This is a genomic window from Vibrio sp. TRT 29B02 (assembly GCF_050113655.1).
GTDB lineage: Bacteria > Pseudomonadota > Gammaproteobacteria > Enterobacterales > Vibrionaceae > Vibrio.
Map to the genome: position 1 here is coordinate 33,224 of NZ_JBNJOJ010000039.1, position 8,999 is coordinate 42,222.

Annotated in this window: 6 protein-coding genes and 1 pseudogene; 5 read left to right on the top strand and 2 right to left on the bottom strand. The window is 46.7% G+C overall.

Annotated elements, in window-relative coordinates; genetic code table 11:
- Positions 1-88 precede the first annotated feature (88 nt).
- The 4 genes from ACQEXT_RS19105 (at position 89) to nhaA (ending at position 5,771) form a co-directional block, all read left to right on the top strand.
- A complete protein-coding gene (locus tag ACQEXT_RS19105; protein ID WP_269376340.1) occupies positions 89-760 on the top strand; it encodes an ABC transporter ATP-binding protein in 672 nt (223 codons plus the stop codon).
- Entirely contained in the window at positions 741-3,194 is a 2,454-nt protein-coding gene (locus ACQEXT_RS19110) for an ABC transporter permease (RefSeq protein ID WP_426953223.1), read from the top strand. The genes ACQEXT_RS19105 and ACQEXT_RS19110 overlap by 20 nt, the downstream gene beginning before the upstream one ends.
- Positions 3,195-4,313: a lipocalin-like domain-containing protein gene (locus ACQEXT_RS19115; protein ID WP_426953224.1), complete on the top strand. Its 1,119-nt coding sequence runs from the start codon at positions 3,195-3,197 to the stop codon at positions 4,311-4,313.
- A 273-nt stretch (positions 4,314-4,586) separates the two neighbouring features.
- Positions 4,587-5,771: a Na+/H+ antiporter NhaA gene (nhaA, locus tag ACQEXT_RS19120; protein ID WP_426953225.1), complete on the top strand. Its 1,185-nt coding sequence runs from the start codon at positions 4,587-4,589 to the stop codon at positions 5,769-5,771.
- A 77-nt stretch (positions 5,772-5,848) separates the two neighbouring features.
- Here the strand turns inward: nhaA and ACQEXT_RS19125 are convergent, their stop codons facing one another.
- Complete coding sequence (locus tag ACQEXT_RS19125; RefSeq protein WP_138971993.1) at positions 5,849-6,463, bottom strand: OmpA family protein; 615 nt, start codon at positions 6,461-6,463, stop codon at positions 5,849-5,851.
- A 2-nt stretch (positions 6,464-6,465) separates the two neighbouring features.
- Positions 6,466-7,779 carry a TolC family outer membrane protein gene (locus tag ACQEXT_RS19130; RefSeq protein ID WP_426953226.1) on the bottom strand — a complete coding sequence of 438 codons (1,314 nt, stop codon included), beginning with the start codon at positions 7,777-7,779 and terminating at the stop codon, positions 6,466-6,468.
- Positions 7,780-8,067: 288 nt separating this feature from the next.
- Here ACQEXT_RS19130 and ACQEXT_RS19135 point away from each other — a divergent pair.
- A pseudogene (locus tag ACQEXT_RS19135) lies at positions 8,068-8,999 on the top strand (cadherin repeat domain-containing protein); the annotation flags it as partial.

Sequence of the window (8,999 nt, forward strand, 5' to 3'; positions counted from 1 at the left end):
TCTTGTGATCTAGTATCCAAATTACTTCCTAGATGGGTCGATTTAGTGTAGATTCACATTCCTATTTGTAAGGTTAACGAGAGAATCGATGTTACAACTGACAGACCTATGTAAGGGCTACTTAGACGGTGGTGAATTTCACCCTGTTTTACAAGGTGCTGAGTTGTCATTGAAACAAGGGGAGCAGGTTGCTCTGATGGGCGAAAGTGGTTCTGGAAAGAGCACTTTACTCAACCTGATAGCAGGCCTTGATACCGTTGATTCTGGTGAAGTTCTTTTCCCCAATTTTGCGATGAACTCTGTCGCAGAGACCAAGCGCACCGCTTATCGTCGTAATAACATTGGCCTTATCTTTCAGCAGTTTAACCTTCTTCCGACTCTGAATGTCGCGGATAACATCCGTTTCTGTCGCCAGCTAAAAGGCTTGCCTGAAGATCAGGGACTATGGCGTCAAATTCTCTCTGCTTTGGATTTAATGCCGCTATTAGGTCGCTATCCTGAAGAGGTATCAGGTGGTCAGCAACAGCGTGCTGCGATTGCTCGTGCGTTATATATGGAACCCAAGATTCTTCTTGCTGATGAACCTACGGGAAGTCTTGATGAGCGAAATGCAGAAGCGGTGATGCGTCTGTTAACGAGCTTAACCAGGCAGCTTGACTGTACTTTATTGTTAGTTACGCACAGTGAACGCGTTGCGGAACATATGGAAGGCAGGATAAGGCTCCAAGGAGGGCAGTTGCATGTTATGGCCCGTAGTTAAAGCACTACTGGGCCACTACAGGCGTTATCCTTTTCAAATCCTTCTCGTCTGGCTCGGTCTTACTCTTGGTGTATCACTCTTAGTTGGTGTGACGGCGATTAATAGCCATGCTCGTCAAAGTTATGAGCATGGTGAAAAGCTATTTTCCAACCCTCTTCCATATCGTGTTCGTCCTAAGCATGCCACAAGCAAGATCCCTCAAGGATTTTACATCCAGCTGCGTCGTGATGGATTCCATCAATGTGCACCGTTTGAAAGTTTAAGAGTTGATACCGCGAGCGGTGTTGATTTGATGCTGATTGGTATCGACCCTGTGGCAATGCTGCGTTTTCAACCTGGCGTATTGCTCGAAGATCAATCAACACTCGCTTTGATGCATCCCCCTTATCCAATCCTTGTCAGTTCGGATCTGGCTGCTCGAATGAAGTGGCAAGACAACGATGTCATTCAGTTAGATAACGGTAGTACGCTTGGTCCGATTATGGTCGACCAAGAAGGGAAGCTAAATGCGACTCGTATTCTAGCCGATATCTCGCTACTGAGAACATTAGCGCGCAGCTCTGGTATCTCCGTGATTGCTTGTGGTGATATGCCACCTGAAAAACTGGCGAAGCTAAAATCTATTCTACCTAATGGCATGGAGTTGAACCGCAGCTCGCGTGCAGAACTAGAATCGCTGACGCAAGCGTTCCACATGAATTTGAGTGCGATGGGGATGTTGGCTTTTTTAGTCGGTCTGTTTATCTTCTATCAGGCAATGTCGCTGTCTCTCACTCAGCGCCAACGACTAGTGGGTATCTTGCGCCAGACTGGCGTATCAGGCTGGCAACTTGCGCAGGCCTTGTTGCTGGAGCTGCTTGCATTGGTCTTGGTGAGTTGGTTGTGCGGCAACTTGCTGGGCATGCTGTTAGCAAACCAACTGATTCCAACAGTGTCAGCAAGTTTAAGCGATCTTTACGATGCTAACGTTGGTTTGGCGATTAGCTGGAACTGGCAAGCGAGTCTTTACAGTTTGTATCTTTCGGCCGCAGGTGCCATTGTCGCCTGTGCGTGGCCTTTGGTGCGTTTGCTGCGTTCTCAGCCTGTTCGTCTTACCACGCGATTGTCACTGGTTCGCTTTACTGGTGCAGAGTTCACTATTCAAGCATTGCTGGCATGTGCATTCTGTGTGGCCGCGATTGCGATTTATCAGGCTCCGCAGACACAAGAGTCGGGTTTTGCCATTATTGCTTTGATGCTGTTAAGTGTCGCACTGTTCACGCCTTATATTATTTGGCGAGTGTTCGAAAGCCTTTCATATTCACTTCGCTGGGTAAAAGTGCGCTGGTTCTTCGCCGATGCGGCTGCAAGTATGAGCTATCGAGGTGTCGCTACAATGGCCTTTATGCTTGCGATGGCGGCCAATATCGGTATTGAAACGATGGTCGGCAGTTTTAGGGATACCACGGATAAATGGCTAAGTCAGCGTTTAGCGGCAGATCTCTACATCTATCCGAATACCAGTACCGCGGCTCGAATGAGTGGTTGGTTAGCTAAACAGCCAGAGGTTGAGTCGGTTTGGTGGCGATGGGAAAAAGAGGTCTCTACCTCTTATGGTGCACTGCAAGTGGTGAGTTCCGGACCGTCTGAAGGTGAGTTAGGCGCTCTGACGGTCAAGCTTGGTATTCCTGACTATTGGTATCATCTCCACCACTCTAAGGGTGTCATGGTGAGTGAATCGATGGCACTTAAGCTCGGGATTCGTCCCGGAGATTACATCGATCTTGATGGAAAACTAGGGCAAGGTTGGCAAGTTGTTGGGGTCTATTATGACTATGGCAACCCGTATAACCAAGTGCTCTTGTCCCATCGAAATTGGCTTTACGCTTTTGCTGGAAGTGGTATGGTCGCTTTGGGCACTGTGCTCAAGGAGGATGTCAATCCGATTGGTTTGAAACGCCGTCTCGAGGCGGTGTTTAGGCTTGATTCTGAGCGAGTGTTTGATAATAGTGATATTCACAAACATGCACTGCGCGTGTTTGACCGTACTTTCTCCATTGCGGATACGTTGGGCAATATTACGTTGGTCATAGCGGTGTTTGGTATTTTCTTCGCGACAGTCGCGGGGGAGGTTTCTCGTCAGAAACACATAGCGTTGCTTCGCTGTGTCGGTATGTCGGGACGAGAGCTGATCTTAATGGGCAGTTTGCAGCTGTTTGTTTTCGGTGCTATCTCGATGTTGATTGCCATGCCGTTGGGGCTTGCTTTGGCACGCCTTGTGGTGGATATCATCATTAAACAGTCATTTGGTTGGACTCTGGAACTACAATTCATACCAACCGAATATCTTCAGACTGCGTCGCTTGCTATGCTCTCTTTGATGTTGGCTGGTGCGTTGCCTGTTCTACGGATGGTGAGAAATACGCCGATGAAGTCATTAAGGGATGCGTTGTAAATGAAGAGTTCGAAATTCACTCTCGTGATCATAGCAATTATCGCTATTGCGGCAGGTATAATTTCAGCACTTTATTTTCATCACTCGAACCAACTCGACAGCGTCGACAACCACAATGGAATGAACGCGATGTTCCGCTCTCAAGCGGATAAAGTGTTTGAACCAGTGCTGCCTGACAATCCTGTGGTGTTGCCTGAAGACTTCGCGTTTCACAACCAATATCAGCATGGATGGTGGCACTTCTTTGCCAATGTCGTTGATAAAAGAGGCAACCAATACGGTGTCCAATGGAGTTACTTCCGTATCGCGAACAGCGACAGTAACTTATCAGGTTGGCAAAGCCCTCAACTCTATATTTCTCATGTTGTTATTTCTGATAAGCACCGTGTCTGGCGTGAGCAGCGAGTCGCACGGGGTGGGATCGGACAAGCCGGCATGACGGTCAAACCATTCAAACTATGGATTGATAACTGGTTCTGGCGCTCTTTGGGACAGACACCTTTCCCTGGGCTATTGGACGCTCAGACGGATACTTTTGGTCTTCGCCTCACCACGTCGACGCGCGGGCCGTTTGTCATTCCCGGAGAACGTGGTTACGTTGTTAAACACGATTTGTTGCCCATCGCCTCTCACAATATAACAGCCCCTTTTTTGAACGTTAAAGGCCTGTTGGATCTTGGCGGAAACAAGGTTGTGCCAGTCGAAGGCAAAGGCTGGATGAGCAAAGAGTGGGGAAGTGGTTTGCTAGCCGAAGGGCAACAAGGCTGGGATTGGTTTGTGTTCCAGCTTGATGATGAGACTACCTTGTCGGTTAGTCGCTATCGTCATGATCAGCAGCTGCCTTATTTGTTCGGCACGCTATCAACCAATGATGGCAAAGTCGTTACGCTCACCAATGATCAAATCGATATCACGCCCGTGCTGTCCGCCGATTTCAACAATGGAAGATCGATTCCTATGCAATGGGCAATCAATGTCCCTGATTATGGAATCCGATTAAATACCCAAGTATTGAACTCCAACTTGTGGCTTCCTTTTGTTTTGCCATATTGGGAAGGGCCAATTACCACAACGGGAAGTCACAAAGCCAAGGGGTTTATGCAACTTACCGGCTACTAACCTCGACTTTGATGGGTGTACAAACTGTTGTGTTTCAATCGTACCAGAGCCACTTCTCTTATAATATGAAGTGGCTTTTGCGTTTTTATATGGAAAAGCGTTGATTTTGCCTATAATTAACTAAGGAAAATAAATGGCATTCGAACGGTTTTCATCGGAAAAACCGAATCATTTACTCTAAAGAAGCGATTTTTACTGTGTTGGCGAACTCTATAAACTCAACTGTATTCTTTGTTAATCGCTTATTAACATAATAAATATAAGGGCAATATAATGAATGACATGATTCGCGATTTCTTCAAAATGGAGTCTGCCGGGGGCATTCTGCTGGTAATTGCGGCTGCAGTTGCTATGACAATCGCAAATACATCGTTGAATGATGCATACCAAGGTTTTCTTCATACCTACGTATTTGGTATGTCTGTGTCGCATTGGATCAACGATGGCTTGATGGCTGTCTTTTTCTTGCTAATCGGTTTGGAAGTAAAACGAGAGCTACTTGAAGGCGCTCTTAAATCAAAAGAAACAGCTATCTTCCCTGCAATCGCAGCCGTTGGCGGTATGCTGGCTCCAGCTTTGGTTTACATTCTGTTTAACTATGGTGATGCACAAGCTGTTCAAGGCTGGGCGATTCCAGCCGCGACGGATATTGCGTTTGCTTTAGGTATCATGGCGCTGCTCGGCAAGCGTGTACCAGTGAGTCTGAAAGTTTTCTTGCTTGCGCTGGCTATTATTGATGACCTCGGTGTTGTTGTGATCATCGCGCTATTTTATACGGGTGATCTCTCTACTTCAGCGCTGGCGGTTGGCTTCGCAATGACAGCGGCACTGTTTATCTTGAACTCTAAGAAAGTGACTAAGCTAACACCTTATATGATTGTGGGTGCTATCTTGTGGTTTGCGGTGTTGAAGTCAGGTGTCCACGCTACGCTTGCAGGTGTTGTGCTCGGTTTTGCGATTCCTCTACAAGGTAAGAAAGGAGAGCACTCGCCACTGATACATATGGAACATGCGCTTCACCCTTACGTTGCGTTTGGTATCCTACCACTGTTTGCTTTTGCAAACGCAGGCATCTCGTTGGAAGGTGTGTCGTTAGACGGTCTGACATCCATGCTTCCTCTGGGTATCGCGCTTGGTCTATTGATTGGTAAACCTCTAGGTATCTTCTCGTTCAGCTGGTTAGCAGTGAAATCAGGTATTGCGAAACTGCCTGAAGGTATTAACTTTGTGCATATCTTCGCTGTGTCTGTGTTGTGTGGTATCGGTTTCACCATGTCGATCTTCATCTCTTCACTGGCATTTGGCTCTGTTAACGCTGAGTTTGATACCTACGCTCGCTTGGGTATCCTAATGGGCTCAACGACAGCAGCTGTATTGGGTTACTTCCTACTACACGTGTCGTTGCCAAAGAAGGCCGCTAGTGTTGAGGGTAGTGAGCAAGTGAACTCTCAGCACTAATTCAAAACAGACAGCATTAGTATTAGAAACGCCCCGTAGAGACGGGGCGTTTTTTTACCTATGGATTTTTGTTTGGGCTACTTTTCAATGATGGTGAAAATAGTCCACTCTTCAACAACTTCTTCTTTCAGGCCTACCACCGTTGCGGTTACGCGACGATTTAAAGCATGAGAGGTTTCGTCATCGCCTTCTGCTTCTAGACGCGACTCACCGTAACCGACGATGGTGACGCGCTTTGGATCCACTTCATACGAAAGTAGTTCGTCTTCAACGGCGTGAGCCCGTTTTTTTGATAGCTCAAGGTTATAGTTGGGATCACCCACTTTACTGGCATAGCCTTGAATCTGAATTGACGCAGATTGGTAGCTATCAAGAAATTCCGCCATAGTCTGGATCTGATCGGAGAAGATAGGGTTGATTTCATAAGAGTCGTTGGCGAACAAAATTCTGAGTTGTCGCTGTTCTTGTTCTACAATCGCTGCGCCACAGCCATCATTATCTACCATGGCGCCAACGGGTGTGCCAGGGCATATATCACGTGCATTCACCACACCATCTTTATCATCGTCAGTCAGGTCTGATATTTGATTGGCGATAGGCGTTTCGATGTAGTCGTATTCGTCCTCTGCATTGGCTGCACTGAATGGAACGATAAACAGTAAAGTGAGAGGGATTAGGTGTTTGTTCATCATACTTAGTACTCCACTCGCTTAGTCCAAGCCTCAGGGGTATCGACCAATAACGCATCTAACAGATTGCCAGTTGCATTCATAACGCGGTACTTGGCGTATTGTTCTGCATAGTGTGCATCAAGGTAGTCCTTACGCGCTTCAAACAGTTCATTTTCTGTGTTGAGTAGGTCAAGTAAGGTTCGTTGGCCAATCTGATACTGCTTTTTATAGGCAATAACAGTCTCTGATGCAGAATCAACGTGGTCGGCTAAGAAGTTTTTCTGTTGCAGTGTTAAATCTAGTGCACTCCAAGATAGGCGAAGGCTTTCCTCAACTTGGCGATATGCATTATCGCGCAAATCTTTAGCTTGGTTGAGTTGGAATGCTGCTCGTTCCGACAAATCACGGTCAGATCCGCCGTTATAAAGGTTGTAACGCATGCGGAGCATCGCAAGTGTTTCATCACTGCTGCCTCGATCACCGCCGGCATCGTCTCGCCATGTTTGGCTTGCTTCAATCGAAAGTGTGGGGAAGTAGTTACCTTTAGACTGCTTGTATTGGAAACGAGCAGAATCGACGTCAACTTGAGACACTTTGATAACTGGGTGTTTATCAAAGGCTTCGACAAGAGCGTCCGTTAACGACAATGGCAGCTTGGATTCGTCAGCTCGCGGGTAAATCAGACCTAATGGCTCTTGTCCAACTATGCGACGGAATTGAGTGTGTGTGTCGATGAGGTTGTTTTGTGCTGCCAATAGATTGCCGTGTGCTTTGGCGAGCCGAGCTTCTACTTGTGAAACATCGGCTGTAGAGCCGATCCCTGAACTCGCGCGGCGTGATATGTCACGATAGATCTCTTTATGAACCGCAAGGTTACTTTCGGATAGGGCAAGCACCTCTGTTGCCTTTACTGCATCCAGATAAACTTGTGTCACCCGAAGTGCTATATCGGAAGCATCAGCAATAAGTTGATAGCGGATAGATTCAGCGTCTGCTGCAGTTCTATCCATATCATTTAAAGTTGCATTACCGTCCCATAGCAATTGGGTCAGACTAATACTTGCTTCTTTTCTTGTCAGATCGGTGTCCGATCGTCCGGTCGACTCAGCGGGATTAATGCCTTCATAACCAATGCCAGCGTCCAAATCTAAGCTTGGCAGATAGGCACCTGTTGATGCATCTGCTTGCTTGACTGCACTTTGGAACTCGTTGAAGGTGCTTTTTATTTCAGGGTTGGTTGCAAGAGTAATTGCGACCGCTTGCTCAAGTGTCTGTGCTTGTACCGATAGGCAAGCTAGCAGTACACCACTTGCAATGAGTGACTTTTTCCAGTTCAAGGTAGCCTCCTTAATCAGTGCTATGTTTGCGGCACTTTTTAAGCGTGTGTTTAGCCTGTGGCGAGTATCAAAAGCTTAGTTGATATATCTCTTATTTGAGAATTTTTGCGTCATAAAAATGAGACCTAATATTAATGACTTAGTAACTTTCGTTAGTACTTTGTTGCTATTAACTAGAATGTCAGTAGCTTCGGAGCTAGTTTTTAAGGTGTAGAGGTATGCGTAATTTGTATCTTCACAATGGTGGAGAGGTGGGGATCGCATACCGTTTGTATGGGGAACCTGCTTATGAATGCGAAGAGCTTAGCGCCGTTTATACTTGCCAGCACAACTGTTGTGATTGACGTAAATGGTGATATCCGAGAGTTGTTACCAGGCGAAGTTCCGGCACCCGGTGAAGTGATAGTAGTCTTGGGACAAGACGCTACAGCCAATGCTGATTCACCGACTGGGATTGAGGCACAGTTAATCGGAGAAGGGGGAAACCTCGAACTCAACCTAGATAATGAAATCGCTTCGATTATTGAGCAGATTGAGCAAGGTGTCGATCCAACTCAGAACGACGATTTCGCGACCGCCGCCGGAGGACAGGATGGCTCAAGCCTCACTGGTTCGGGAGATATCGACCGTACTGGTACCGAAACATTAGCAGAAACTCAATTTGATACTTCAGGATTGGAGTCTCAAGGTTTGTCTGAAACGCAAAGTCTTGCCTTGTTGGATATTGTTGCGGCACAGCTTGTTATTGAACTTGAAGCGCCAGTGTTTGACGCAGAGAGTTACGATTTCTCTTATGATGAAAACTCAGAACCAGGTACGGTAATCGGAACCGTTTCTGCGACGGATCTTGAGGGTGACAGTGTCACATATTCTTTGGTGTTTGAAGATGGTGACCCACTAGCCGATTACTTTGCCATTGATTCGGATACAGGGGAAATATCACTGACGGAAGCAGGGGCTGCCGCCTTCACCAATGATTTTGAAGATGAAGGTAGCTTAAATAGCCACGACATTGTCGTACAGGCCAGCGATGGTACTAACATCTCCCAAGTTTTAGTTACTTTAAATGAGTTGGATCTCAACGAAGCCCCTGAGTTTGATCAACCTGAAGGTGGTTATTCGTTCACCTACAACGAAAATTCTTCTGACGCCTATGTGATAGGTACCGTGACCGCCACCGATGAAGATGCGGGTGATGTGGTGAGCTACAGCATCAGTTC